This window comes from Haladaptatus marinus, assembly GCF_051194195.1.
This window is the reverse complement of sequence record NZ_JBLZNK010000004.1, coordinates 153,947-178,422: the sequence shown is the minus strand read 5'-3', so window position 1 is coordinate 178,422 and position 24,476 is coordinate 153,947. Positions and strand designations below refer to the sequence as shown.

Here is a 24,476-nt window from a genome sequence, read left to right as displayed (position 1 = left end):
CGTAACAGTGGCTAGAGCCACAGAGACGATGACCAGATTCACAGTTCTCCCGCAATTGGGCACGAATACTTGGAAGAACAGTATCGAGATAGCACTCCACTGATCTTTGCATGTGGTTCATTATTGCAGCATCCATCTTGGGTATTTGGGTGAGCTGGCATCCTCAAATATAGCAATCTGATGGTTGCTGTCGTGGAAACACTTTACTCAATAGGTTGCGAAACACCAGCATGGTCGACCAACCAAGCGACTGTGATGTGCGTCCAGACGGTGGCGCACCTGATCCCGTCGTTCCGGACGTCGCCGATAACAGTATCGTTAGCCGCCGTGATCCAGTGGAACACAGCAAGTCAGGTCTCGTCTCACGAGACCACCAACCCCGTCGTGGGGGGCCAGAACTTATCACTTCCTGGCCGCTCGGAATCCCTCCCGGACAAACTGAACCCGGTGATGGAGACTGGGAACTCACCAATACCGAGTACGTTACTCTCCAGCGTAACCTGACAGTAAATCATTTCATCGGTCCGATCGAGTACACCCGCATTTATGCCGGGGTGCGGGGCCGTGGTCGAGTGACTTCAGGTGGGACTCTTAAACTTCGTCTCCGACCGCTTCATTTGGAGGGCGAACAGTACGAGACAGAGATTGAGTTGGTGAACGACGAGGACGAACCGTTCATGACTCCGATGATCGAATTTACACCCGATGCGCGGGACTACCGGGAGCACAGTTTCATCGGCCGAGAAATGTACGGTGGCTACGTACTCGAAGCAAGCACAGAGTCGGGAACCGGCTATCTTGATCAGGGTACCGCGGTGCATCTCTGGAGTGAGTAAACATGCGTAGTATTGGACTTCTCTACGACCTTCATGTTGGAATCGGACGCTACGAGCACGAAGATGAATCCGTCCAGCAGGCAGCGATTGATAAACTGAATGAAGTGGGCGTCGATTGGACACTCGCTGGTGGTGACCTTCGCTTGCTCTCCCCGTGGGAGGAACAGACCGAGTGGGGCGAGTGGCACGGCGACCCCGATGACGCGTTCTACCACAGCGAGTTCGGTCGTGCGAAGGAGCTACTCGAAGACCGTCTCGAATCGCATTACTATGTCATTCGTGGAAACAATGAGCGTCCCATGAGCGCCTATCGTGAGCACTTCCCCGCCGATGAACATCCACCGTGGTTCTACTTCGAGGATGATGGCGTTCGCTATGTATTCCTCGATACGAACCCCCACGATGGGTATCATCCACTCTGCGAGATCCAGAACTTCGTTACAGCTCCCCAGCTGTCGATGCTTGAACGGTTGATGGACGAAGACGATGAGATACCGACGTTTGTCTTCGCTCATGCGCCGCTTTGTAAGCATACGGAACTCGACGACAACTGGGAAGTCAATTCGAAGCCGTACTTCTTCGCACTTAACGCGCCAACTGTACGGGCAATCCTCGAACGCGGGAACACAGTGATGGTCAATAGTGGACACTACTACTACGACCATGGGAGAGGGAGTCGAATCATCAACGGGGTCGAGTACGTACTCGCGCGTCATCTCAGCCATATGTCCGAAGAGTCGGATTATGGTGGTGATGTGCGATGGCTCACAGTCGATTCAGATGCTCACAAGGCGACGGTCTACTACTACGATGTCGGACGCGATGAAGAAGGTGTGTTGACTGAAACGACTTGGTAAGCGAGATCAGGACATCGGCTGTTCTTGATCCGGTGTATCTCCGTCGTCGGGGAGTTCCTGACTCCTCCAATATTCGTGGTTGTTCTGTAATCGGAAGCAGGCAGCATGCGTGTCCTGCTCCGTCCACACGAGTTCCGGTGACTCGCGGGTACAAGCGGCCCGCGCCTCAGGGCAGCGGTTGTGGAATCGGCAGCCCGATGGTGGGTCTGTCGGATCCGGAATGTCGATCTCTCGGACCGGCGGTTCCTCGATACGCCCCTGCCGGGCCAACTCGGGGTCGAGTACCGGTGTCGCCCACGATAGCACCTTGGTGTACGGATGTTGAGGATTCTTGAGTACCTTGTCGGCCGGGCCGATTTCAACCAGTCGACCGAGGTACATGATACCGATGCGGCCGTTGGCTTTCTCCGCTAGATAGCGGGCGTTCGAGAAGTCGTGTGAAATGAACAGAAATGAGGTGTTCACCGTCTCTCGTAATTCGAGCATGAGATCCATCATCTCGACGCGGAGCGAGACATCAAGGGCGCTCACTGCTTCATCCGCGAGAACCAAGTCAGGTTCCATCAACAGCGCACGGATGAGAACCACACGCTGTTGTTCACCACCTGATAGCTGGTGTGGGAACCTGGTAGAGTAATCTGTCGCTGGTTTCATGCCGACGCGCTCTAATAGTCGGTGAATTAGCGTTTCACGTTCTTGTGCACTTAATTCGGGTCGCCAGCGCTTCAGTGGATCCGAAAGACAAGAAAGCACCGTCCGGTTGGAGTTGAGGGAACTACCGGGATCCTGGTGGATGATTTGTAACGCACGACGAATTTCTTCTTGTGTGTATTCACCATTGCTTTGGTTCGCCCAGATGTTCTGACCACGGTATTTCACCGTCCCGTCGGTCGGTCGTTGGAGGCCGATGGCGGTCTTTCCAAGCGTTGTCTTCCCACATCCGGACTCGCCGACGAGCGCAATAATCTCGTTTTCCTTGATATTGAGGGTGATATCGTCGACGGCTTTCACCACTTGGCCGTCATGGGAGAAGACGCGATCGAGCATGCTCGTGTTCTCGAAGTGGACTTTGACGTTTTCGAGAGAGACCAATGATGTGTCCGAACTCATTCGCCCATCACCTCCTCGGCATCGGAGTGGAGATGGTAAGTAATCTGTTCTCGAGATTCCTCGACATGATAGCATGCAGCCTCGTGATCGTCGCCAACAATTTCGAACGACGGGTTCGCTTGCCGGCATTCCTCGGTCGCCAGCGGACAGCGTGGATGGTAGGAGCAACCGACAGGAGTGTTCACTGGATCCGGTGCCTCACCCTCGATGGGTTTCATTTCATCCAGCACTGAATCGACGCTTGGTACAGACCGGAGGAGAGCACGGGTGTAGGGGTGGGCGGCGTTCTCAACGACATCCGCACTTGGCCCGTATTCGAGGAAGTCGAAAGCGTACATTACAGCGAGGCGGTCGGCGAGCCCAGCGACTAACGGAAGGTCGTGAGTGATAAAGATGACCGTCAGATCGTAGTTCTCCTGAAGTTTCGCCAGCAAGCTCAGAATCGAACGCTGCATGAGCAAGTCGAGCGCAGCGGTTGGTTCGTCCATTACCAACACTTCGGGTTCGAGCACGAGCGAAAGCGCGATAAGCGTGCGTTGGCGCATCCCACCGGATAGTTCATGCGGATACGAGTTGAGGACACGATCAGGATCCATGTAGAGGTCTGCAAGCAGTTGACGGGTATGCGCCATTCGATCGTTGTAATTCGCGTTGTGTGCTCGAATCGTCTCCTCGAAGTGTCCCCGTATCTTCATCGTCGGATTGAACGAACTCATCGCACCCTGGAACACCATCGAAATTTCGTTCCAGCGAATACGTCTGAGTTCGTCTTCATCGAGGTCAAGTAGATTCACTGTGTCGCCATCCGAAGGGTAGTACGTGATTTCACCGGAGAGCGTCCCGGGGTTGACCACTGCGTCGAGGAGTGCAGAAGCAAACATTGACTTGCCCGACCCTGATTCTCCGACGACACCAAGGAGTTCCTGACGGTGGATATCCATATTCACACTGTCCAACACGCGCGACTCGCCGCGTTTCATCGGGAAACGGACTGTCACGTCGCGCATTTGTACGATGTTATCTGTCTCTGATGTATTCGTGTCACGATGCGCTGTTTCGACGACGTCTGAAGAGGATGGGTCAGTCATCACGATGCTACCTCCGAGAGGCTGGGGCTGTTTACGTAATCGAGTGTGTGAAAAATCATGAATTCCTGTGTGATATTCGTACGGTTTCTATGCTGAATGCAGGGTAATAGTCTTTTTGCCAAGGGAACCATCTCAACTCGGTTGTACAGTGCAAATACACCTTGGTGAAACAAATAATTATCTCCTGAATCGAGGAGTTAGTACGCCCGTAAATATCGAAGCGTAGCGTATGTCCCACAACCAATAAGAAGCGCAGTTGCGCCCCAGATGCCAAACATGCCCGCGATAGTGCCTGCAAGCCCAAGGTATCCGAACATCGGGAATACAACGTCAAATACGAAGCCAAGTATAAGTAGAATGACACCGAATACTGCGAGAGAGAGGAAAAACGACCGACGTAATGCGACTAACGAGCGATACAGTCCAGAGGTATTTTTTGTCGTAGGATGTGATGCCATGATAGATAACAATTACCATCCAACCACCTAAAGCTTGCGACGAGGCAATACACATCGTGCCCGTTCAGCACCATTATTTATGGTGCTACCTCATCGATTACTGATCGATGGAGAGATACGAGACGCGAATCGATGACGGAGTCCTGTTCGTCGATTCACCCGACGGTTGGCTCAAAGTGGGTACCCTGGACGACATAGTCGCATTGATGGGCGGAGAAACATACACGATCTCCTATGAAACGGAGCACGCACAACACGCCGAGTGGTTGAATCTCGACGAAACCGGAGAGTTTTCCATACCGATACGCAAAACGGTAGTAACGATGGATCACCCGAGGGCAGTAGTCTCGTCACTGGCTTGCAAAGATCTTTCACTCACAGATAGAGGATATCCAGAACGAACGACATTCTTCGCCGACTTCCTCATGGGCGCATGGAACGTCTCCGACCCATCAGAGGGTATCGGGCGAGACGGTAGTCTGTGACGTCTCACCGACGAAAGCACTTAAATTGTCGCCGGGAGAGATGCAGATAATGGCACGAACGTTTCGGGAAGTACTACTCGACCACCTGTGTGAGTTCGAAGCCCAATTTCGAGCGCTCTTCGGTCTCTGTGGGATCATATTTCTGCTGCTACTCGTTTCACTGAGCGTAGTCGAACCAGGATCTCACACATATGTAATCGTCATTATTGACCTCATCAGTATCGCAATGATCGGTGCCGCTTCGATTGTGATACTTATCATCTGCGAACGTCGAGAACAAGACGAAGTCTACCAGAAAGAGGGATTGAACTAAAAACTCGTCGTGTGATTACTTGTTATTCATCTTCACCTGTCCGGTCTTGATCGTGTAGCCGGGGCCACCACCGTTGATCACTGTTAGCGACGTTTTGTCCTCCGGCCACGCGAAATTCTTTGTATCGCCCCAGCAACCTTGTTGTGCCGTCATCAGGTCAATGTCTGGGAGATGGTAGTTCCACGCCCAGCTGAGCTTGCTAATGATCTCTTTCGTCCGCTTCTCGGGGATTGGTGAGTTTGCCTCGTTGTAAAGCCCTTGTATATTGATCTTTTCAGTGTTTCCGGAGAGATTCTGTGCACCGATTTTGGTCGGCACTTCAGGCGTGAGCGGTTTCCCGTTGTATGGTGAGAATTCTTTGCCCTCCTCTATCCACTGACTAACTTGCTGTTGCATTCCTTCGACAGCGCTGTACTGGCCTTCGCCGAGCCGCCATCCCCAGAAGGTTCGATAGTCGAAATAAGAGATGGGGTGGTAGGTGCCACCGGCGTAATGCGATTCTGTAGAGAGATCCCAACCACCCATCTCCTCAGGTGGGACGATGCGATCCATCTTCGTCGACCGCTCGACAGTATTGAATTTGACCGGGAATCCATACTGTTTCAATTGCTGTGAGGCTGTCTGAGCCGGGTTCAACCATGTTTCACTGTTGCCAGCGAGGAACCGAAGTGGTTTGAGTTTATTACCATTCGGATCACGGATAGTGCCGTTTTTCCGTGAGTACCCGGACCTCTGAAGGAACTTGTCCGCGAGTTCGTAATCTTGCTTAACTCCGTAATCGATGAAATTGTCGGAGTCGGAGCCGACATAGACGTCCGTGTAGTCGCTATCCATTCCCGAGTGAACCTTAATCGGGAGTCCGCGTCCGTAATTGGTGGCGACATTCTTTGTGTCGATTGCGGCGGCCATTGCTCGGCGCACGTTCACATCTTGTAGATACTCCCGGTTACGCCAGTTGATGAGCATCTTGATCATCCATTTCCCTTCCCAGGTGACGAGATTCTCAATATGGTTGGGGGCGACGCCTTGCAACTGACTCGAGAGTGGTGCAGGCGCGTGATCGATCTTGTCGTTTTTGACGAGCTCGTTTTCGCGCGACGAGCTAGCTGCGTGTCGTAGCCGTAGCGTCTCGATTTCGATTTTGTCGGCGTCTCGATGGCCATCCCACTTTTTGAAGATGATCTGCTGTTGGGTTACCTTATCGAGCTTATACGGACTGGTACCCAGTCCTTTGTCCATGAGTTCCTCATGAGGGATCTTGAACTGCGTCAGCTCCTTATTTATTTTGTCACTTTCGCTTTGGGAGGAGGCATTTTTGAGGCGCTTCATCCAGTCTCCCCAAATATCCTTGCCGACGTCGAAGAAGTCATACGGGAGTCGAGACTTCACCAATAGATCCGGGTTCTGCGGTTCTTTGAAGTAGTAGTCGAGTGTGAGATCGTCGACTTTCTCGATTTTGTCGATGGGGCTCGATTCCGGAGCGAGAAGTCGATTCACTTCGTCAAGCGCGTGGAGATCCTCCGAGGTGTATTGGTTTCCATTCCAAAATTTGATATCATCACGGAGGACGACACGGAAGACGTTGTTTTTCTTGCTGTAGTCCCACTTCTCGTAGCCGTACTTCTTTGTCTCGCCGGTTTTAGCGATGAGTTTCGCACCGAAGTCGAATGCGTTCTGTGCGAGATTCCCTGACCAGCCGTCGCTGGCAAATTGGTTCCAGTGAAGTTCCGGCGGGATGGTGCTTGTCCCGATTATTTCGTCGAGAACCTTTTCTTGTTCACCGTTCGAATTGTTTTTTTTGTTTTTACCTCCACCTGAACAACCAGCGAGGAGACCAATCCCTGCCACACTGGTTGTCTGGAGTAACCTACGTCGTGAGAGACGCGAAGCTGGTTCGGAGGTCGACGGATTGTTACCGTTAGGCATACGAACATTGGTGTGTTCTATAATAACAAATATCTATCGGTGCTGATAGTGACTTATGGATCCATAACGTCAACGTCCTCGGACTCTCCACCAACCGTTTTCGCATGACGAGCGCGGAGCTGCGGATTGAACACTCGATCCATCCCCTGAGAGAAGAGGATGAGTCCGAGCGAGAAAAAGATAAGCAGAATCATCGGGGCGTAGAGCCAGTGGCCCGCCCGCCCAAGATTTGACATCGCACCAGCATTGTAGGCGTTGTTCATCATCACACCCCAATTGTAGTTCGAGAAGGGGAGGATGGACAGGAAGTACAGTGCAACCGATTCAAAGATAACGGCACGAGCGGACGTTGCACCGTTGATCATGATGTAGGGCATCAACTGTGGAACGACATCCCGGCGGAGTACTGTTGAGGAGCCGACACCCATCACCCGGGCTGCTTCGACGAAGGACTCACTCCGGATGGTGAGCACCTGTGATCGAAGCGAGCGAGCCAGACCTGGCCAGTTGTCGATTGCGAGAATCATACCCACGATGAACGGGTCCTCCGGACGGATGATGGCCGCGAGCACGATGATTAGCGGGAGTGCCGGGATGGTCATCACGATGTCCGTGACCGTCATCAGGATATCATCGACTCGTCCGCCTTTGTAGCCGGCCGTCGTGCCGATAACGACGGCGATGCCAGTCGAAACGACGGCACCGGCAAACGCCATCTGCAATACCGGTGGTGTCGCGTGTACCAGTCGCTTCGATATCGACCGGCCGAATCGGTCGGTTCCAAGGGGAACATAGGAATTGACGAACGCAGGCGTGAACGGTGGCGCTTGGTTGAGCGTCGCCACAGGGACGATGACGATATCCTCGAAGATCCACCAGTCGGAGGTCGACACCCATGAAATGGCACCGAGAACGATGAAGAACGTGATGATCGCCGTCCCAGCCCACATTCGCCAATCGGTAGCAGCGATACGAGCAGGCGCCAACAGATAGGCGTCGAGAAAGCGGAAGAAACGATCCGAACTCGACGCCGAAGTGTCGTGGTCATCACTCGAAACACTGAACAGGTTGTGAGAGGGGGAATCTTGGCTCATCGTTAGTATGCCTCCTGATCGTCGGCACTCGCGCGCGGGTCAATGATTCCGTACGTGAAGTCGGCGATAAGGATCCCGATGAGTGTGATGGCCGTAAAGAAAATGAAGATACCCATCAGCAGCGGGTAATCCCGAGCCTCGAGGGCGCCGAATGTGTACCAGCCAACGCCGGGATAATTGAAGATCTGTTCCATGATTACGGAGCTGCTGAAGATACTGGCAATGCCGACCATGAGGGTGGTGTACATTGGGAGGATTGCGTTACGTGTTACGTAGCGGGTAGCAATTCGCGTTTCGCTGAGCCCGCGAAGCTGAGCGACACGAATGTAATCTTTCCCCATCACACGGATGCTGTTACCACGCATTCCGAGGGCACCGCCACCGAACCCGACGATGAACCCAGTGAGGATGGGGAGCGCAGCGTGGTGGAGTATACCCAGCATGTATGGGACGTTGAAACCGGGGATTGTGTTCGGATCCCAACGACCACCGGTGGGAAACCAGCCAAGTTGGAAGGCGAAGTACGAGAGCATGAAAATAGCGCCGACGTAGTATGGCACCGAGGACATGAATGTCGCGACCATCGACATCGCACTATCGAAGCGGCTTCCCTCTTTATACGCCATCAACGCACCGAGGAGGATGTTCGATGTGAACCCGAGCAAGAGCCCGTAAACACTGACGAATACCGACCACGGCATGGCTCGGAACAGGATTTCGAACACCGGCTCGCCTTTCCAGATGGAATCGCCGAAATCTTGGTAGATGATTACATCCACGAGGTAGTTGTAGTACTGGACATAGAGCGGCTCATCGGGTTGGATGCCAGTGTACACTTCGACCAGCCGGTTGATTCGTTCCATGTTCACAGCACCGCCGTCGGCTAACGCCTCCCTGACGAGCCGTTGGCGTATCGCTTCCACCGGTCCACCGGGCATGACCCGGTACATGAAGAAGGTAATCGTGACAACCACGATCAATGTTAGAATCGCTTGACAGATCCTTCTTATATAGTAGTTCATGTAGTACGATTGAGGTGGGATTCAAATTTATGTCTTTTGGTAATATAGATTAGAATTCATGGTTTTGGTTCACTACCGGTGGAAGGGTTGTCGTTTGTCGATCAATACATCCGACTCAGACTTCTTGCCAATCGTATGTAGATCGATGAGACCGCAGGTCTGAGGAAAGAAAGCAAAAAATACTCTCTTTCGATATTTATAATATTACAAATTTATATTACATTAAAAGAGACTCAATGTTTCGATAGCAGATATTCTCCCACGCTTCGTCGTGAAGGTCGAACTCAGAGAAAAATCCGAACTGTGGAAGTGACTGGCCGGGGTAGAGGTAGTCAGTGCCAAACAGCAGGCTCTCATGATGCCGTTCGAGGAACTGTTGTCCGTATGCTTCGTCTCGCGTGAGCGCGTTGAACCCCGAGCCCATCGAGAAATCAGCGTAGCAGTTATCATACGTATCGAGTAGTTCATCACAACGTCCACCTCTAACGACGGGGTCGCTCGGATACTTTCCGAGGTCGTCCGCTCCGACGTCCGCGGAAATGTGGACCCACCAGCCGGGGGCGTGGAGGATGAAGCTCAGATCCGGGTACGCCCCGAGCATCCGTTCGAGTCCGGGTAGCCCGGGTTTGTCGGTACAACAGACGTCGTCGATGTGGATGAGCACAGGAAGACCTTCCTCCTCGCAGATACCGTACAACGTCTGCATTCGCTCGTCGTCAATCGAAAGCCCACACTTCAGCTCACCGAACCCGCGAGCACCGAGGCGGACATATTCCCTAATTTGGTCGGTGAATCGCTGCTCGTCGTAGTAAGGGTGTGCCCGTGGATCAACGGACGCAAACGGAATGAAACGGTCCGGATATCGGTTCGCTGCCTCTAGCACCTCACGGGTCTTAATCAGGTATGCGGTCGCCTCCGGCGATTCTAACGGGAACAACACTGCTTTGTCGACCCCGTATTCGTCCATGTATTCGATCATGCGTTCGGGTGTGACCGACAGGTCATATTGCCGGACTTGCCCGATATGAGTGTGTGCATCGATGAGCGTGTCTACTGGCTGTTCACTTTTCGTGGTGACGGCACTGTCTAGGTAGCGTTGACGCGTCTCGGACATATCGATTCAGGAATCGTAGCGCAAGGGCATAAAAACATTCTTCGTCCACCAAACGTTGATAATCTCTCCCGCAAATTTCAAAATAGGTTTCATATGACCAAACCACTCACCGTCGGTATCATTGGCTGTGGCGAAATCACAAGCAAGCGAAGAGCCGACCAATTAGAGGCAGCGGCAGGGGTCCAGCTCGGCGCGGCGATGGACATCAACGAAGCAGTCGCAGCGGATATCGGGGAGCGCTACGACATTCCCTACACCACCGAACAACACGAACTGCTTGCTCGCGAAAAGATCGACGTCGTATACATCGCCACTCCTCATCACCTCCACGCAGAACAGGCAATGGCCGCTGCAGACGCAGACAAGCACGTCTTCGTCGAAAAACCGATCGCCGTCGACATCGAGTCTGCTAAGGAAACGATCGCGGCGTGCGAGAACGCAGGTGTCACACTTTGCGTCTGCGAACCGTATCGCTACAAAGCACCCTATCACACTGCCGCCGAGATTATAGAGGCAGGTCATCTCGGAGACGTCGTCGGGACGAAAATCAGCATTATGGCTCGCAAACCAGAGAGCTACTGGGAAGGAGGATACACTGGCCGCGTCCAAACCGACTGGCGACAGTCCCATGAGAAGAGTGGCGGTGGCATCCTCTCAATCAACGGGATCCACAACGTGGATGCGATGAGAGCACTTACCGGCCTCGAGCCGAAGCGCGTTTTCGCGGAATACGATACCTTGGCAACGCCTGTCGAGGTCGAAGATTTCGGGATCGTAACCATTCGCTACGAAGGCGGCGAAATCGGTTACATTGAAGCGAGTTCCTTCGTACAAGATGGGCCTTACGGAGAGGTCGTTCGTGGCGACCGTGTCTATGGGACGGAGGGGGAACTCGTTCTCTCAGACCCGCTCCTCGTGCGGACGAACGAAACGACTGAACTCGGCGAGGGAGAAGTTTGGCACGAGGTTCCAACCAATGATATACGGCCTGCTGGCGTCCGACTTATCGAGGCATTCGCAGACGCAATCCGGGAAGGACGAGAGCCACCGGTCCCTGGCGAAGACGGCCTGCGTGCGCTGGAAGTCATCGAAGCAGCCTACGAGGCTGGACGGTGTGACAATCCAATTGAGCTGCCGCTTTATTGAGTTCAGTCGTTCAATACGACGCGGTCACCGCTGTTGGCGGCGTCAATGACGGCCCAGTTCAAATCGAGCGTGCGAACAGCGTCGGCGTACGAGGAACGGAACGAGTCCTGATTTTCGGCCTTACAGGCATCGAGGAAAGCGTGGATTTCGCGAGCGTACCGATCACAGGTGCCGTCGAAATCAATCTTTTCGCCATCGACAGAGCCTGAGAGCGTCTGCGTCGCGTAATCAAGGTGAAGTTGGAAACAGTCTCCAACGATGTCGAAGTCGACGGCCCATTGTGTGCCGACGACTGTCGAGGAGACAGTACCGACGACGCCCGTTTTATGTTCGAGCGTCGCTGCAACGGCGTCGGGGTAATCCACTTCTGGGGTGTCGACGGTGTGTGATCCGGCCGCCGAGACGCGCTCGACGTCACCACATATGTAGCGCATCGTGTCGAGAACGTGGGTCGTTCGAATGTTAACGTCGCCGCCGGAGGACTCCATCCGGTAGCCCCACTCGCTGCCGGGTAGACCGCCCCAGTACTTGGCATCGACGAGCGCGATGTCACGGTCACCGATGAGTTCGCGGGCACGCTCGGTAATCAGGTCGTAGCGGAAGACGTACCCGGATCCGGTGACGATGTTCGCCGTTTCGAGGGCATCCTGCACCTCGGGGGCGTCGTCGGGATGGAGTGCAACGGGTTTCTCAACGAACGTGTGAATGCCCCGATCAGCGGCCAGTGTCGCCTGATTCGTGTAGGCGAACGGGGGAATCGCAAGAAAGACGACGTCGAAATCGTGGTTCTCGAATAGAGTCTCGTGGTCAGTGAAGACCACGGCATCGCGTGGCTTTGCGGCAGCCTCAGACGACTCTCGGTCTACATCACAGACTGCCGTGATAGTCGCGCCGTCGTATTCGTCCACACAAGCCATCAGATCGCTGGCCATTTTTCCGGCTCCAATGAAAGCTACTCGCATGCTCGTTTCGAGGATGCATCACGAATGGCTTCAAACTTATGTCACCGGAAATATGGCTTAGCGTTACCGTGAGGTCCGAGGTTCCCAACGAGAGTCCACCCCGATGTCGTCGATCGGATGTGCTCCCTCGCAGATGTTGTTCCACGCTTCGATGTTTTTGTACACGTCCGTTCGCCATTGGACGATCGCGTCACCGTCGCGTCCGGCCTGTTCGAGCGTTTGCCCTTCGTCTTTGCTGTCGGTGGTGGTATCGCTGAATGGCGGGGGCGGCTGGAAGAACCAGTTGTTCGCAATGACCGCTTTGTCCTGCGGGATGGAACGAATGGTGACGGCGTCCTGTGGATAGCCACCGACATGGGCTTTCGTCGCCAGCACGACATTGTTCTTAACGATCATCGTCTCTCCGGCTTTCATCACGTTTTCCTGTCCGTTGAACGAAAAGCCGCCGTGCATGTCGATGACGTGAAGACGAGTTCGCGGGCCACAGAGGTTGTTTCGGAACGTGTAGCTCGTATTGACGACGCCGCCGTGACCTGCGATTGCGTGGCGGTTATTATCAAAGTAGCAGTACTCGATGAGTGGGTTCGCACTCCAGACGGTAACGCCATAGCCGAGTGACGGTGACGGGGTATCTACGAACTCGCAGTGATGGACGTACGTCCCCTCAGCCGTGTCGGGGTAGTCGCCGATGCGGATGCCTGCATAGCAGAAGCCCCGGAACGAACAGTTGTCGATCTCGGTATCAGCATGACCGAAGATTCGGATAGCGTAATTTTGTCCGTACTCATAGATGTCGCTGATACCACGATCCTCAAGCTCCCAGTACTCTGTATCGGGTGCGCGAAAGCGAATGCCTGTGAACCGTGTGCCGTCGCCTTGTGGAACGAACGTCGGAGCGAAACTGCCCTCAGTTTGATAGAGTTTTGCACCATCTTGCTCCCCCTGTCCTCGATTGGAGGCGACGGTTACGCCGCCAGGAACATCCATCGACTCGTGTGTGACGTCGATTTCCGCGTCGCTATCGATCCAAACCACATCGCCAGCCTTCGCCCGGCTAAGCGCTTCTTTCAATGCCGAGAGCGTCGAGACACGGTAGTCAGCATCGGTTTTGCGAACCGTTCCACCGTGAACACGTGCTCCCTCGAAGCTATCGGCGTCATACCATCGCCCGCCACCGATTTGGGGGTTGAACGGGTTCCGTATCTCTTCGTTCGAGAGTTCTTGCAGTTCGTCGGCAGAGAGTGCCACCAGGTCGTCGGCGGTTCGGATCTGGTACGTGTCGTCGCCATCCGCGGAGCGGTCATTCGTTGCGCTCGCGCCGCCCGCACCTCCAGCCAGCACGGCCGTTGCGATACCCAGTTCTTTCAGATAGTCTCTTCGAATCATCTGTGTACCTCACTTATCACATTCTTCTAACCAATATAAATCTTATTTACTAAATGTGGCATTTAGAGAATTTTCAGCAACAGGATACGTGATCGTAAACAGTCCTGCGACAGAAGCCACACGGATGGAACGGTACGAGGCGGTCAGGCAACCGCTCTGGCGATCGCCGAAGGGACATTGTCGAACACAGTTCCTGCAGCAGAGAGTAGTCAGAGCTACTCGTAGCGTTCAGTTCGACCGTGCGCTCCACGTCTCGCTGAACGGCACGACACAGCGACCACTCTCCGAAAGGATGTACTCGTATCCGGCATCCGGGTTCTCCGGGTCATTGAACTGCTTGACTGTCGTACGCTCACCGATATCGAGCGTGAGACGGTCGTCACCCGAGCGCTCCGCATCGAGAATTTCATAGGCGCCATTGCGCTTGTCGACGGCGTCGGCGTACACCCACGACCCGACTAGTTCATCGGTGGTCCAGCCATCGCCATCGGTTACCGTCATCTCGATCCGATTGTCGAGGGAAAGATCTCGTGTGAAGTCCTCGATCGTACCCTCAATACGACCGCTGGGTCGCTTGATAAGGGGAGAGCTTTTGTAAGGGATGAGCAGTTTACCGTCGTTGAGATATGCGTGTTCACTGTCTCCCGTCTCATCGGTAGAGAAGACAGCGAACGCGCCTTTGAACTCGAACACGTCGCCGACGTGGTGCATCACGTCCGGGTCGGTCGCACTGGCGATGTAATCCGTTCGTCCGTTTTTGAGTTTCACACGCACCGCTTGCGCGGTTGGATCATCGCTCTCGACCGGCACGGCGCTAATAGAGCTGATGAACCGTTCACTCTTGTACGGCTCGATGACAGAGGTGAACACCGATTGCAATGCACTCCCCTGGCGGTGGGCAACGACGTATTTGAAGGTGTCCGGGTTCTCCCAGCGTTGCGGTGGGTCTCCGTTTGCGATAGCGACGTCGTCACATTGGGTGAGCAGTGTCAGTCTGAGGTGGACGTCTGCTGGTTCGTCTAGCGCGTCCCAGTAGTCTTCTATATCCCAATCCACGCTAAAACGCTCACCGGGCGCATCGTCGCGCTCGACATTGTAGAGATAATTAAACCCGTTTCCGACTTCGTTATTGTACTGCGTGTCCTCGCCGTGACCGGGTTTTGGAACGTCCGAACCCGCGTAGGAACCACCCTGTTGGGCGGTCAGATCGAGACCCGTCGTTTCGATTCCCGACCGTTCGACATAGGAGGTGGTGAACAACTCCACGACCGTTCCGTCTATCGTGAGTTCGTCGAAATAGAGTGCACCAGTCTGTCCCTTACCGATACCGCCGAAGATCCCGACCGTCGAATCAGTATCGCTATCGAGGGCGAACGTGCCGCTGGTGAGGACTCCACCATCGACATCAACGACCTCGATTTCGACGCTCGTCCCGGATTTCGACACGTTGAGTCCGTACCAGACGTTCTTTTCCCACCCATCGATAGCAGCGTAGTCGCCCCACTCGTTCGACTCTGGGTAGTAAATGCCGACGCGGGGATCGTCGTCAGCAGCCTGATTGCCGAGACCCGCACAGACGCGACGACCATTCGCGTCCCGTCCGAGGTAGACCGAGTGATTGTGGTGCCAGTACTCGTGGTATCCGGTGACTGCTGTGTTGATCGCGACGGAAATGGTGGGGTCAGCCGATCCCTCGGTCTCGAGCCCCCGCCAATCGTGAGTGTCACCAGAGGGGTCCGAGAGGCGGACGGACGTTTCACCCGTATACGCCTTCGCGCGTGTCGCCTCAACTGTCCCAGCGCCGTCACGGACGGCAAACGCAGTGACACCCTCGTTCAGGCTGTAGTCGAAGCGATCGCCGGGTACCTTTGCGCCGTGGAAACTGAAATGGTGATCGTCGCCTCCGTCGACTCGGAAGAAATCCACGGCATAGGAGTTTTCGTCATCTACGGCGATCTGCGCGGTTGTGCGCTCGTACTGTTCGGCCTCTTCGTAGACGTTTGCTGCGTCGATTTCGAACATTTGCACACGATCGGTATGATCGAAGTGCTTCGGTGTCGAAACCCACTGTTTTTCCTGTCGATGCTCGTTCACCAAAACCGTGTTGTGGCTGATTGTGTTTGCCGTCCAGTTGTTTCGTTTCGGCCAACTGCCCGTCTCCTCGGGATAGCCGAGGTCGGGCGAAAGATCCAGCCCGTGGGCAAAGACGCCGATGTTCAGCGTATCACGGTGGCAGTGACCCGCACCGTAGCCGCTGTCGGGGCCGAAGGCATTCCGTCCATAGTACGTCCAGATACCTCGTCCGTTCTCGGGAGTGCCAGCACGCAGCGCGGTGAGGCCGAGGCCGGCTAGTTGTGTGCTATCGAGGTCGAGTGGTCCGTTGGCGTCCAATACGTGCTGAATATCACCTTTGACTGAATTGGGGTCGGGATCGAAGATATCACCCCGAAGACCGTCCATTGACTCGCCGTTGCGAAGGTATATCCACCGTGCGAGGTCGTCGCCACCATGGATTTCATAAGCTCTGACGAGATTATCAACGTCTATCATAACATCGAAACCGGGGTCACCTGCGCTCGCCGTGTCACCGTACTTCGGAACATACTCGTTTAGATAGGTGAGCGGGTGTTGTGTTTCGAATGTTTGCTTGAAGATCGGATTTTGGTAGAGATCGGCACCTTCGTAGGCGTCGTAGCCGTTGAGCGCATCCGCAGTGCCCTGAAGTGCGCTGGACACCAAGCTATTGTAGTGGATTGTTCCCTCGAAGGGGTGTCCGTCGCGGTCAAACTTCTCGAGCAGCGAGGCGAGCACGTCACCGCCAGTAATGGTCCAATCACCCCACGGTGTGCCATCGTCCTCGTATTCGAGACCACCTGCTTTGAAGAGGTAGTCGAGTGCGTCGGAAGTGTAGCCGCCGGGCGTATCCTGTACGACTGCCGAAAGCGCGAGCGTAGTCTGGTGACTCCCGAAGTTGCCACGGATCTGCGCATCTTTGAACGCCGGCAGAATCTGTCGCAACAGCCCGTCTTCGATGTTCGATCGGATAGTAGCGACGGAGCTTTTCGCGCCGATACCGGGATACGATTCAGACTTTGCGGAGAGGAACGAGGTGAGGTCGGAATCACCGTCCACCGCCGGGAATACGGCGTCGTATCCTCTGATTGGTGCTTTCACCCAATAGGACTCCCAGATGGACCCAACCTGCTTACCGCGCCCGGTCCCACCGTGGGAGTTGTTTGGAAAGCCGTTGAGGTAGGTATATCCGTTCTCCTCGAAGTAGACGGTGTCCTGTAGATTGAACTCGGGATACACGTCAGCAAGTCGATCGAGAAGTACCGCTGCCGCCGTCGCGTAGCGTTGTTTCTGGGTGTAAAGGTAGGATTCAAACAGTGCTGACAGCATTTCGCGGTAGCCGTAAATCACGTTCCAATGATGGGCCCACGCGACGGGAACCCACCGCGTTCCTGCGGGACCGAGGTCGCCGTTCTCGTCGACCCATCCCGTGCCGTCGTCAACGCCCCACTGTTCGCCCATCTCGGGGTGCTCTTCGTTGACCAACAACGAATCATCCGCGAGGTTCGGATCGAAAGTGCCAGCGTCATCGAGGCCACTCTCGCGATATGCTGCGTAATCGTTCGTCGGTAGGGTGTACTCACCGTTCGTCACCTTCCACTGCTTGCCGGGTGCGCCGCCGTATCCGAATCCGGAAAGAGTAGACTCGAAGTCCCAGTCACCGGACCCCGGGTAATAGCCTGCATTACCGTTTGCTAGCCACGATGCACGTGGGATGTCCTGTGAACCGACGTAGTGCCATAGGTCGTCCAGCGAAAACTCGGATAGGACGGTCTCGGCCTTGTTTACGGCCGCGTCTCGTACCTCCTTCGCCCAGTCGTACTGCTCGATATTCGCCAATGCAGCCCGCCGTTTTTCATCCGTGTAATAGGTTGTTCGCATTTTTCTGTCGGAACCGGTCGTCGACGCGGATGCACCACTGGACGCGAAGGTCCCAAGCACCGCGAGACTCGACGCCTTCATGAAATCGCGTCGTCCACTACCCGTGTCGGTGGAGCGCAGCCAATCACCGTCGGCCACGGTCGAAAGCCAGTCGGAACTACTGGAACCGGATGTGCCATCTTTTGACATAGTCGCAGTAGTTCATTAGTCTCATCATACATAAAATATGGCCCAAAAGTATAACAATTTTTTAAATTTCCGCGACAGTTCACAATGAGGATAAATATGTCAGGTCGTCAAACACGGCATCCTCGTAGGGGGCATCATCACGTACGAACTCGACGTTGACGAACCCACTGAAGCCAGCTGCCTCGAACGCAGCGAGACACTCACCGACGTCGAAGAATGCACCCGCAAGACTACAACGTGTCGCACCGCCACGTTCGGGAACGGCCTGCACGTGGATATTGTTCGAAAGGGGTGCGAGTTCCCGAGCTTCGCGACGAATCGACTCGGGAGACATGCCGAACAGCGGTTGCCAGTTCAGACCGCAACGGGCGTCGTCAATGGTCTCGATGAGGCGGCGCGCACCTTCAGTTCGGTTTGTTAACGAGCCTTCGTGTTTCTCAACAGTGACGCCGATGTCGTAATCGTTCGCGGCAGCAGTGAGCGTCCGAAGATCGGAAACCACCCGCTCCCAATGAGCATCGTCGTGGTTCCCATACTCCTGCTCACCAGCCCAGATACGAATCAGGTCTGCACCGAGAGCATCGGCGGTGTCGAGAGCAATAGGGAGGTTCTCTTCAAAGCCGTCCGTTCCGGGACGGAGATAGGATCCGTAAACCGGTATTGCAAGACCGAGACTGGCGGCAGTCTTCCGAACCGAATCCGGGTCGGTTTCGCCCGGTTCGACGTGGCCGCCCCACACCTCAACGCCGTCGTAGCCAGCGTCCGCTGCCTGCGAAAGTACCGTTTCGACGCCCGATTCCTTAGCAGAGATCGTACACAGTCCGAAGCGCATGCTGTGTACTCTCACAGTTGAGACAAAAAACTTCGGTTCACGATCACGGGAGACCGGAGTCGGGGAACGCAACGTGCCGTACGTCGGTTCCCCGTGCATCGAGAGCCGCGACGAGTCGCGGGAGGTCCATCCCGAGCACGTCGTGAACTAGAAGACCGGGTTCAATATCGATACTATCGGTGGTCGCCCGTTCCCGGAACGAGGGGACGGATTCGGCGAGCACTGAGGATACGGATTTATCGGCAACAGCCGCAAACAACGCATAGACCGCACCGGCCCCTGCGCCGACGACGCCCACTGTCTCGGTGTCGAACCGTTCCCGGAGATAGCCGATCGCTCGCGTCACATCGAACGTTCGCAAGGCAAGCAACGACGTGCCGAGCATCAGGGCATCAGCAGCGAGCTTATACTCGGTTCCGTGGGTGTCATAGTACTCACCACCATTGGCAAGCGGCGTGTTTACGTCACGAGCGCGCACTCCCCCGACCCCACGCGGGTCGAAAACGAGCGCCGCTTTGTGATTCCGGGCGAGTGCGGCCACGTCACGCTCATAGTCGGCAAGGTCGTCGGTACCTCTCGGAAGCAGGATGACCGCGGGTTCGCAAGGATCCTCTTGTGGATCGCGGACGAGAATACCCGTAACTATGATATCCTCTTCGCTCCGGAAGAACACCTTTTCCCAGAGAAGATCTGTCTCACGCTCCTCGGAGATAACACGCGGGAAACGGCGGGGTGCATCGCGATCGAGATCGAATCGCGACCGGACAGTCTCTCGGAGCTCTGACGGATTTACTGATGTACTACCGGGCGCAGAGAGTGGTGCGTGAGTAGCCACGTACTCTCGAGTGAAATCTACGACGTGGCGTTCTTCGGGGAACGCGGCGTTCACTTCGCCATCGGGGAGACAGCGCAGACTCTCGACCGTCTCGATGTCCGGATCACCCGTCTCGAAATTTGGCTGCGCGTTCAGCAAGTGGACGCGAAGCCAGTTGACGACCGCTTCGCGGAGTTGTGGAGCGAATCCATGTGTGGTCGGCGATACTGTGAGTTCGATGGCGTCAGTGGCGTCGAACTGCTCGTACGCAGACAACGCTCGCTCATAGGTTCGAGTTGCGCCCTCCACGCAGATGAAGTCCGACTGAGCCTCACCGATGAGTAGAGGCTTTGGTGCGAACGTGGCGACGAAGTCGTCGTAGCGAGGACCGCGCTCGATAGCACCCGCGAGAATTTGTTCGCCATCCTGGGCTTGTCCCGTTTTCATGTAGTCTTCTTTCGATGTGACAAAACAGCAGGGAGCGGCAGCGGCGAGCCGGTCGTCAGCGAGCATCAAGTAGCCCGTCTGCATGCCTCCTCCGGAGTTACCGGTCGCGGCGATACGCTCCTCGTCGACCTCAGGGCGCCCCGCAAGGTAATCGAAAGCGCGTATGCAGTCCCAGACGAAGTACCGTGCGACGTTCGTTCCAACGAACTGACACTGGTGGCCGTGGTAGGTATGTTCCCCCGTGTTCCGACGGGGAATCTCCCCTGTTTTCGGGTCGTAGAACTGGTGACGTTCGGCTTGCCCCAACGGATCCATTGCGAGTACTGCGAAGCCGTTTCGTACGAGATCGAGACACACCTGCTGGTAGACCCCTGCAGCCTTCCCGACATCGGAGTGTCCACAAAACATGAGAACGCCGGGAACCTTTCCGTCACGTTCGGATGGAAGGTAGAGGTTCGAAGTCACATGAAAGTCCGGGAGACTCTGGAAGACGACGTGTTCGATAACGTATCCGTCACGATCGAGGCGACCTGTTGTGGTCGAATTGAGTGGGGTTCGTTCTCCGCCGTTCGGAAGGCCGCCGAGCGCTGCGATGAACAAATCGCGCGCTATATCACGCCGACGTTCGACTGCCGCCTGGGAGTTGCGGGCCGCACGTTCGCGCTCGGCCGCTGAGAACTGTTGATTGGCGATGTTGCGGAGGTAGCGTGGAAGTTGCGCCGACGCGTCGTAGTAGCCATCGACGTTCCGGTTAAATGAATCCATCATCCGAGACTCACACTCACATTGAAGTTAAAATTACCCCCATGCGAATCCAGCAATAGCGCGAGCGCCATCGTCAGCAAGTAAATCAGTGCGAGGGCCGCGAACCATCCGGGTGAGTTCCCGTTGGCGCGTGAGCCCATGTCTACGAAGGACCTCGATGGTCTCGTTATCCGGAAGGACATCGAGGATGATGGTTGGATCCGAGAGCAGGCTGCGGGTCTCCTCGAGGAGCGCCGCGAAGTGTGAGATGTCGGGTGCGACCGCTGGGCCAAACTGAGGATGGTTGCGACCGGGGCGGACGATTGCATAGGCAATGACCTCGTCACCGTCGCAGATGCCAAGTGCGATAACACCGATCTCGGACAGCAACCGGTCGAGAAAGTTGCTTCGATCGATACCGATCGTCTCGATGTCGAGCGAGGGGAGTGTTTCGATCTGCGATGGTTGGAGCACGACCGTTTCGTATTCGGTTTGAACAGGCTCGAGCGTCCCAGACCAGCGTTCAACTGCCATCGTATTGTGAAAACCGTGTTTCCGGTATAGCGGGGCACCGTACTCCGTTGCGTCGAGACCAACCGGTCCACCAATACCGTCGGTGTAGTCGAGGGCGCGTTCGAAGAGAGCGGTTCCATATCCTTGTCCCCGGTGGTTTTCGTCGACGAGTACCATTCCGATCCAGTTCGAGCCGTCTTCATAGGTGACGACACAGCTCGTAGCGATGAGCTCGCCATCGATATAGCCACCAAAGCAACCCTCGGGATTGAGTGCAAGAAGTCGTTCCCAATCGGTGGCGATCTGATTCCAGCCTGCTTGCGTCGAAAGGTCGAGAGCATCGTCGACATCTGTCGGATTTAAGGAATTAATTTCCAACATACAGTAGCTCTGCGCACGCATTACAACTAAATCTATTGTTGTTTATCAGACCTGTTCACGCTGCTACGAAGATACCACACTCGGCACCACCGTGAGGTTAGTAGAGGGCAGCAGATTTCTGGTCGAACACGATGGGGACGTCCTCGCCGGCACCCATTACCTACTGGCAAACCGCGCGCGTAAGCGGCAGCTACGCTGGACTGGGTTCTGTGCATGGGGCCACCGAAGCAGACATTTATTACTCCTCCCACAGAGAACGTAATATGGCAATCACCATCACTGAAACGGAGTTATCCGTCTACAACCTCCGCCGTCGGATGTCCTTTCACTTCGGGAATGTTCACGTCACGAAGGGACCACAGATACTACTGACTCTTGACGCCGAGGTAGACGGCAAAACGGAGACTGGACAAAGCATGGGCGCACTCGCACCGATGTGGTTCTACAAGGATCCCGACATGGGACTGGAAGCGGGTATCGAAGCGATGGTCGACGTATTCGAGGCAGCGTGCGACCTCGCAAAGTCCCTGGACGACCGTCCATCGCCGTTCGCTCTTTGGTCTGATCTTTACGACGCTGTTGGCACCTGGGCCACCGACACTCCCCATCCGAACCTGCTGTGGAATTACGGTGTGAGCCTCGTCGAGCAGGCAGTTATTGACGCGTACTGTTGCGCCACACAGACGCCGTTCCCAGTTGCCGTTCGAAAGAACGACCTCGGCATCGATCTCGGTACCGTTCACCCGGAACTGGCGGACGCAAGCCCAGGCGACCTGCTTCCCGATGCTCCCGTCAGCGAGGTCGCCATCCGCCACACCGTTGGTCTGAGTGACCCGCTTACGTCCGAAGAGGTACCAGACGGCGATCGATTGGATGACGGTCTTCCACAGACCCTTGCAGAATACGTCGATCAGCAAGGTATCAATCATTTCAAAATCAAGCTTGCCGCCAATGACACGGACGCTGAACGTCTCCGTAACATTCACGCGGTTGTCGCGGACAGCGACATAGACGAATACGCTCTCTCGCTCGACGCAAACGAGCAGTACAGCGACGTAGCAGACTTTCGTGAGCAGTGGGAAACACTGCGCAAAGATCCTGACATCGCGGCGTTGCTCGACAACCTGCTCTACGTCGAGCAACCGCTTCCGCGCGATGAGGCGTTCAGCGAGGCGACCGCCGACACGTTTGCAGCGTGGTCGGACCGGCCGCCGGTCATCATCGACGAGTCCGACGATCGCCTTGACAGCCTTCGGCAAGCACTCGATTGTGGCTATGCAGGCACCAGTCACAAAAATTGTAAAGGTGTGTTCAAGGGGTTGATGAATCGGTGTCTCATCGAACACCGACGGCAAGCGGTTGGTGACCGAGCATATCTGATGACCGGAGAGGACCTGACCACTCTCGGTCCGGTCGAACTCCCCGAAGATTTCGTTGTCGCCGCCACCATCGGGATGGACAACGTCGAGCGGAATGGCCATCATTACTATCGCGGGTTGAGTATGTTCTCCGACGACGTACAGGAGGAGACGCTTACCGCACATCCAGACCTCTTCACCCGTCACGAAGATGGGTTCGTCACACTCGACGTGCGTAACGGTACGGTCTCTCTCGACTCGGTGCTCGAAGCACCGTTCGGACATCACGTCGATCTCAACCCAGTCGATGCGACGCCGATCGACGAATGGTCAATCGAATCGATCTCCGAATAGACCGAGCGCACACGATACAGCGCTTGACGGGTGAGGCAGAATAACCTGTGGACAAGCCGGTGTGGAGACGAAAACTCGGGGCAAGCTATTAGCGGTGTCGCGAGAACGGAAATACATGAAGATCGAGCGGTTGACCGACCGGTTCGCGATACTGGAGAGCGTCGCTCTCTGGAACGACCTGCACCCCGATTTCGCACTCGCCGAACGCCTCGCCATACAGAACCTCTACGCTCCAGTTCCGGGCGTCCGGGTCACTGCACACGGCGCGTTCGACAACGGCAATCTCGTCGGCGCGATCCTCACCAAACACCTTACCGACCCCGTCCCGGGATACCCAACCCCCGACGTGGGATGGGTGAGCCTCTTCGCAGTCGATTCACGAGTTGTCGACTTGCCCCGAGTGGGCACAGATCTTCTATCGGAAGCGCTCTCCGACCTCCGCGACCGGGGTGTTAGTACGGTGAGTTTCGGGAATGATATACAGAAGTTCATGCCCGGCCTTCCGGCTGATCTTACTCCGAACTACCTCCCGATGCTAACGGATATCGGCTTTCGGAAGACGAATGATACCTCAGATCTCTCTGTCGATATCACCACGCCGCGGAGTCGCGAGAAAGTCGCCAAGCGCCTCGATGATCTCGGTGACGTCGAGTTTGGCCGTGCACGCTCAGACGAGGCGACGGCATTACAGGAGTTCGTTGCCAGCGAGTTTTCCGGGCGATGGGCCTACCAAGTCGAGTGTACCTCTCGGGTTCCCGGTGGCGTGGACGACTACTGGGTTGCCCGTCGCGAAGACGATATCGTCGCATTTGCCCGTACGGGCACTACCGACTCCGCGGTCTTCTCATCCTGTGTCAACTGGGTGGAACGCTATGGTCCCGCCTATTGCGGTCTCGGTCCCATCGGTGTTGCCGAAGACGCCCGTGGTGATGGGATCGGTCTCGATCTCATCGCAACCGTGATGGCTGAGTTCCGAGATCAGGGGTATCAGCACATGACTATCGACGGCGTCACACAGCGACTCGAAGGATACTATCTGCGGCTCGGTTTCGAGCCACGCCTGCGGTTTCAGATGCTCACAAACGAATTTTAG

The 24,476-nt window shown here is 55.5% G+C and carries 18 protein-coding genes; 6 read left to right on the top strand and 12 right to left on the bottom strand.

Annotation, left to right across the window (positions count from 1 at the left end; translation table 11 throughout):
* The first annotated feature begins 230 nt into the window (after positions 1 to 230).
* Together ACN2TU_RS14820 and ACN2TU_RS14815 are read left to right on the top strand one after the other, a co-directional pair.
* Complete coding sequence (locus tag ACN2TU_RS14820) at positions 231 to 836, top strand: hypothetical protein (protein ID WP_435156419.1); 606 nt, start codon at positions 231 to 233, stop codon at positions 834 to 836.
* 2 nt (positions 837 to 838) lie between these two features.
* Positions 839 to 1,693, top strand: a complete 855-nt coding sequence (locus tag ACN2TU_RS14815) for a metallophosphoesterase family protein (protein ID WP_435156417.1) — start codon at positions 839 to 841, stop codon at positions 1,691 to 1,693.
* Positions 1,694 to 1,699: 6 nt separating this feature from the next.
* On the opposite strand, the gene ACN2TU_RS14810 is transcribed toward ACN2TU_RS14815, so the two are convergent.
* Both ACN2TU_RS14810 and ACN2TU_RS14805 read right to left on the bottom strand, forming a co-directional pair.
* The gene (locus tag ACN2TU_RS14810; protein WP_435156416.1) at positions 1,700 to 2,803 is read right to left on the bottom strand and encodes an ABC transporter ATP-binding protein; all 1,104 of its coding nucleotides are present in this window, start codon (positions 2,801 to 2,803) and stop codon (positions 1,700 to 1,702) included.
* Complete coding sequence (locus ACN2TU_RS14805) at positions 2,800 to 3,891, bottom strand: ABC transporter ATP-binding protein (RefSeq protein ID WP_435156415.1); 1,092 nt, start codon at positions 3,889 to 3,891, stop codon at positions 2,800 to 2,802. The genes ACN2TU_RS14810 and ACN2TU_RS14805 overlap by 4 nt, the downstream gene beginning before the upstream one ends.
* A 565-nt stretch (positions 3,892 to 4,456) precedes the next feature.
* Between ACN2TU_RS14805 and ACN2TU_RS14800 the strand changes: the two genes are divergently transcribed.
* A complete protein-coding gene (locus tag ACN2TU_RS14800; protein WP_435156414.1) occupies positions 4,457 to 4,834 on the top strand; it encodes a hypothetical protein in 378 nt (125 codons plus the stop codon).
* Between the two features lie 328 nt (positions 4,835 to 5,162).
* Here the strand turns inward: ACN2TU_RS14800 and ACN2TU_RS14795 are convergent, their stop codons facing one another.
* From ACN2TU_RS14795 to ACN2TU_RS14780, 4 genes are all read right to left on the bottom strand, one after another.
* The gene (locus ACN2TU_RS14795) at positions 5,163 to 6,995 is read right to left on the bottom strand and encodes an ABC transporter substrate-binding protein (RefSeq protein ID WP_435156413.1); all 1,833 of its coding nucleotides are present in this window, start codon (positions 6,993 to 6,995) and stop codon (positions 5,163 to 5,165) included.
* A gap of 131 nt (positions 6,996 to 7,126) precedes the next feature.
* Positions 7,127 to 8,167, bottom strand: a complete 1,041-nt coding sequence (locus ACN2TU_RS14790) for an ABC transporter permease (RefSeq protein WP_435156412.1) — start codon at positions 8,165 to 8,167, stop codon at positions 7,127 to 7,129.
* Between the two features lie 2 nt (positions 8,168 to 8,169).
* Entirely contained in the window at positions 8,170 to 9,189 is a 1,020-nt protein-coding gene (locus ACN2TU_RS14785; protein ID WP_435156411.1) for an ABC transporter permease, read from the bottom strand.
* 217 nt (positions 9,190 to 9,406) lie between these two features.
* Entirely contained in the window at positions 9,407 to 10,303 is an 897-nt protein-coding gene (locus ACN2TU_RS14780; RefSeq protein WP_435156410.1) for an amidohydrolase family protein, read from the bottom strand.
* A gap of 93 nt (positions 10,304 to 10,396) precedes the next feature.
* Between ACN2TU_RS14780 and ACN2TU_RS14775 the strand changes: the two genes are divergently transcribed.
* On the top strand, positions 10,397 to 11,449 hold the full coding sequence (locus tag ACN2TU_RS14775; protein ID WP_435156408.1) for a Gfo/Idh/MocA family protein: 1,053 nt from the start codon (positions 10,397 to 10,399) through the stop codon (positions 11,447 to 11,449).
* 2 nt (positions 11,450 to 11,451) lie between these two features.
* Here the strand turns inward: ACN2TU_RS14775 and ACN2TU_RS14770 are convergent, their stop codons facing one another.
* The 6 genes from ACN2TU_RS14770 to ACN2TU_RS14745 form a co-directional block, all read right to left on the bottom strand.
* A complete protein-coding gene (locus ACN2TU_RS14770; RefSeq protein ID WP_435156406.1) occupies positions 11,452 to 12,411 on the bottom strand; it encodes a Gfo/Idh/MocA family protein in 960 nt (319 codons plus the stop codon).
* A 63-nt stretch (positions 12,412 to 12,474) separates the two neighbouring features.
* Positions 12,475 to 13,797 carry a right-handed parallel beta-helix repeat-containing protein gene (locus tag ACN2TU_RS14765; protein WP_435156404.1) on the bottom strand — a complete coding sequence of 441 codons (1,323 nt, stop codon included), beginning with the start codon at positions 13,795 to 13,797 and terminating at the stop codon, positions 12,475 to 12,477.
* Between the two features lie 228 nt (positions 13,798 to 14,025).
* A complete protein-coding gene (locus ACN2TU_RS14760; RefSeq protein WP_435156403.1) occupies positions 14,026 to 17,940 on the bottom strand; it encodes a heparinase II/III domain-containing protein in 3,915 nt (1,304 codons plus the stop codon).
* A 79-nt stretch (positions 17,941 to 18,019) separates the two neighbouring features.
* On the bottom strand, positions 18,020 to 18,772 hold the full coding sequence (locus ACN2TU_RS14755) for a sugar phosphate isomerase/epimerase family protein (protein WP_435156401.1): 753 nt from the start codon (positions 18,770 to 18,772) through the stop codon (positions 18,020 to 18,022).
* A gap of 43 nt (positions 18,773 to 18,815) precedes the next feature.
* A complete protein-coding gene (locus tag ACN2TU_RS14750) occupies positions 18,816 to 20,801 on the bottom strand; it encodes an alpha/beta hydrolase family protein (RefSeq protein ID WP_435156400.1) in 1,986 nt (661 codons plus the stop codon).
* Between the two features lie 30 nt (positions 20,802 to 20,831).
* Positions 20,832 to 21,671 (bottom strand): GNAT family N-acetyltransferase, encoded by an 840-nt coding sequence (locus tag ACN2TU_RS14745; RefSeq protein WP_435156399.1) that lies wholly within the window; start codon positions 21,669 to 21,671, stop codon positions 20,832 to 20,834.
* Between the two features lie 263 nt (positions 21,672 to 21,934).
* On the opposite strand from ACN2TU_RS14745, the gene ACN2TU_RS14740 reads away from it, so the two are divergent.
* Both ACN2TU_RS14740 and ACN2TU_RS14735 read left to right on the top strand, forming a co-directional pair.
* The gene (locus tag ACN2TU_RS14740; RefSeq protein WP_435156398.1) at positions 21,935 to 23,383 is read left to right on the top strand and encodes an enolase C-terminal domain-like protein; all 1,449 of its coding nucleotides are present in this window, start codon (positions 21,935 to 21,937) and stop codon (positions 23,381 to 23,383) included.
* Positions 23,384 to 23,498: 115 nt separating this feature from the next.
* A complete protein-coding gene (locus ACN2TU_RS14735) occupies positions 23,499 to 24,476 on the top strand; it encodes a GNAT family N-acetyltransferase (RefSeq protein WP_435156397.1) in 978 nt (325 codons plus the stop codon).

What these genes read in the sequence shown, in the direction of transcription:
- ACN2TU_RS14800 (WP_435156414.1), top strand. Translation starts at nt 4,457, where the DNA reads ATGGAGAGATACGAGACGCGAATCGATGACGGAGTCCTGTTCGTCGAT.
- ACN2TU_RS14820 (WP_435156419.1), top strand. Translation starts at nt 231, where the DNA reads ATGGTCGACCAACCAAGCGACTGTGATGTGCGTCCAGACGGTGGCGCA.
- ACN2TU_RS14735 (WP_435156397.1), top strand. Translation starts at nt 23,499, where the DNA reads ATGAAGATCGAGCGGTTGACCGACCGGTTCGCGATACTGGAGAGCGTC.
- ACN2TU_RS14745 (WP_435156399.1), bottom strand. Translation starts at nt 21,671, where the DNA reads ATGTTGGAAATTAATTCCTTAAATCCGACAGATGTCGACGATGCTCTC.
- ACN2TU_RS14775 (WP_435156408.1), top strand. Translation starts at nt 10,397, where the DNA reads ATGACCAAACCACTCACCGTCGGTATCATTGGCTGTGGCGAAATCACA.
- ACN2TU_RS14805 (WP_435156415.1), bottom strand. Translation starts at nt 3,891, where the DNA reads ATGACTGACCCATCCTCTTCAGACGTCGTCGAAACAGCGCATCGTGAC.
- ACN2TU_RS14740 (WP_435156398.1), top strand. Translation starts at nt 21,935, where the DNA reads ATGGCAATCACCATCACTGAAACGGAGTTATCCGTCTACAACCTCCGC.
- ACN2TU_RS14815 (WP_435156417.1), top strand. Translation starts at nt 839, where the DNA reads ATGCGTAGTATTGGACTTCTCTACGACCTTCATGTTGGAATCGGACGC.
- ACN2TU_RS14765 (WP_435156404.1), bottom strand. Translation starts at nt 13,797, where the DNA reads ATGATTCGAAGAGACTATCTGAAAGAACTGGGTATCGCAACGGCCGTG.
- ACN2TU_RS14760 (WP_435156403.1), bottom strand. Translation starts at nt 17,940, where the DNA reads ATGTCAAAAGATGGCACATCCGGTTCCAGTAGTTCCGACTGGCTTTCG.
- ACN2TU_RS14770 (WP_435156406.1), bottom strand. Translation starts at nt 12,411, where the DNA reads ATGCGAGTAGCTTTCATTGGAGCCGGAAAAATGGCCAGCGATCTGATG.
- ACN2TU_RS14755 (WP_435156401.1), bottom strand. Translation starts at nt 18,772, where the DNA reads ATGCGCTTCGGACTGTGTACGATCTCTGCTAAGGAATCGGGCGTCGAA.
- ACN2TU_RS14810 (WP_435156416.1), bottom strand. Translation starts at nt 2,803, where the DNA reads ATGAGTTCGGACACATCATTGGTCTCTCTCGAAAACGTCAAAGTCCAC.
- ACN2TU_RS14785 (WP_435156411.1), bottom strand. Translation starts at nt 9,189, where the DNA reads ATGAACTACTATATAAGAAGGATCTGTCAAGCGATTCTAACATTGATC.
- ACN2TU_RS14780 (WP_435156410.1), bottom strand. Translation starts at nt 10,303, where the DNA reads ATGTCCGAGACGCGTCAACGCTACCTAGACAGTGCCGTCACCACGAAA.
- ACN2TU_RS14750 (WP_435156400.1), bottom strand. Translation starts at nt 20,801, where the DNA reads ATGATGGATTCATTTAACCGGAACGTCGATGGCTACTACGACGCGTCG.
- ACN2TU_RS14790 (WP_435156412.1), bottom strand. Translation starts at nt 8,167, where the DNA reads ATGAGCCAAGATTCCCCCTCTCACAACCTGTTCAGTGTTTCGAGTGAT.